Annotated in this window: 1 protein-coding gene; it reads right to left on the reverse strand. The window is 68.2% G+C overall.

Translation table 11 applies throughout. The features are described from left to right. The coding region (locus tag DVS29_RS36660) for a condensation domain-containing protein (protein WP_164708093.1) at positions 1 to 2515 on the reverse strand (2515 nt) is incomplete at both ends.

The following is a 2515-nucleotide window of genomic DNA, read 5'->3' on the forward strand; positions in this document are numbered from 1 at the left end:
GCGCAGCAGCGCATGGAAGGCCGCCGGTTCACGCGCCGTCCAGTGCGGCACGATCACCAGCCGACCGCCCAGGGTCAACGCGCCGAACAGCTCCCAGACCGAGAAATCGAATGCGTACGAATGGAACAGCGTCCACACGTCCCGTTCGTCGAAATGGAACTGCGCCTGCGTCGCGTCGAACAGCCGCGCCACGTTCGCGTGCGTCACGCCCACGCCCTTTGGCTTGCCCGTCGAACCCGACGTATAGATCACGTACGCCAGTTGCCCGGGGTGCGGTGCCGGCGCATCGAACGCAGCGCCATCCGGCCCGGCATCGCGCCACGCAACCGCATCGACCAACGGCAGCGCGCCGAAGCATCCTGCCTGCCGGTCACGCGCTGCGTCGTCGGTCACGATGAACGCAAGCTGCGCGTCGCCGGCGATATACGCAAGGCGCTCCGCCGGGTACGACGGATCGAGCGGCACGTAAGCCGCACCCGCGCGCAGCACGCCGAGCAATGCTGCGACTAGTGCCGCCGATCGCTCCATCGATACGCCGACGCGCGTTTCCACTCCCACGCCGCGCCGCCGCAACTCGGCCGCGATCGCTCGCGACCATGCATCGAGTTGCGTGTAGCTCACCGACTCTCCACCGTCACTCAAGGCAATCGCATTGCCCCGGCGCGAGACCTGTGCGGCGAAGCGCGAGACGACATCGAGCGGTGCGGCCTCGTTTCGTAACTGTCGCAACAGCAAACCGCCCGCATCCGCATCGGTCGCCGCATCGCCATCCGCCAGCACAAACGACGACAACAGCGCGCCCGGTGCCGCTCCCCACTGCGCCAGCAGCTCCACAAAATGCGCGCTCAACCGTTCGATCGTCGCGGCATCGAACACATCGGTCGCATAGATCAGTGTCAGGTCGAGCGCTGCGTCGGCGGCTTCGGCCATGTGCAGCATCAGGTCGAACTGCGCCTCGCCATTGTCGATCTCCTGCGTCGACACGCGCAGCCCGCCGCCGAACGCCGCATCGAAATCGACGCGCTGCTGCTGATTCACGAGCACCTGGAACAGCGGCGTGCGTGTCAGCTCGCGCTCGGGCTGCAGCACTTTCACGACATTCGCGAACGGTACGTCCTGGTTCGCATGCGCGGTCAGCACGCGCTCGCGCACCGCCTCGATCAACTGGTCGGCGCGCATCTCGCCGTACGGCTCGGTACGGATCACGACCGTGTTCACAAAGAAGCCGACGAGATCCGCCACGGCCGCATCGTCACGGCCCGACAGGGGAACACCAACGCGGATGTCGTGCTGACCCGTGTAGCGGTACAACAACGCGTTGAACGCGGCGAGCACCGTCATGAACAGCGTCGCGCGGCGCTCGCGCGACAACGCACGCAGTGCCTGCACGGTCGCCGCGGGCACACGCGCGCGCAGACGGGCACCCGGCGCGCGGCGCGGGCCGCGGCGCACACGGTCGAACGGCAGCGCGAGCGCAACGTCGGCGCCGTCGCCCGCAGCCAGCGTGTCGCGCCAATATGCAAGCTGCGCGGCACCGTGAGCGCTCTCATGCCGCTTCGCCTGCGTTTCGATCGACGCGCGGTAGGCAGACCCGGCCGCGTGCGCAGCACTGTCGTCGGCGCCGCGTTCGCCCGCGGCATGCGCCCGGTAGAAGCGCGCCAGGTCCGCAAACAGAATCGCGACCGACTCAGCGTCGCTGACGATGTGATGCAAACCCAGATGCAGGACATGCGCGTCGGCGGCGATGCGGACCAGCGTCGCGCGCACGGGCAGCTCAGCCGCGAGGTCGAACGGCATCCGCGCGAGTCCGGTGAGATGCGTCGACACGTCAAGCGCATCCGTCAGATCGAGATGGCGCAGCTCGCCACGCGCCGACGGATCGGGGATTTGATACGGAACGCCGGACTCCTCATTAAAGCGCATCCGCAGCGCGGGATGGCGCGCCACCAGCGAGCTGAACGCGGCATCGAGCGCGGCGCGGTCAAGCAGGCCGTCGAAACGCAGCGCGCCGTTCACGTTGTAGGCGGTGCTCGCCGGGTCGAGCTTCCAGAGGAACCACAGATGCGCCTGCGAGGCGGACAACGGCATCCGCGCGTGAGGATCGGCGGCGGCCTCTGCGAAGGCGGCTGGATCGACAGTGACCTGAGCCGCTTCCAGCGTGTCCGCTTCGCGGAATTCACGCAATGCTGCCGCAAACCCGGCCAGCACGGGAGATTCGAACAGCGTGCGCAACGCCGGTGCCGCACCGAAGGCCGCGCGCACCGCCGACAGCACACGGACCGCCAGCAGCGAGTGGCCGCCGAGCTGGAAGAAATCGTCGTATACCCCGGCCCGCTCGACACCCAGCACGTCCTGCCAGATCGCGGCGAGCCGGCTTTCCATCTCGTCTCGCGGCGCGACGTAGACCGCGCGCGCAGCCTGCGCTTCGGGACTCGGTAGCGCGCGCTGGTCGAGCTTGCCATTCGGCGTCAGCGGGAATCGCTCCAGCTCCACATAGGCCGTCGGCACCATGTGC

Origin of the sequence: Paraburkholderia phosphatilytica, from assembly GCF_003443895.1 — a bacterium.
Classification (GTDB): domain Bacteria; phylum Pseudomonadota; class Gammaproteobacteria; order Burkholderiales; family Burkholderiaceae; genus Paraburkholderia; species Paraburkholderia phosphatilytica.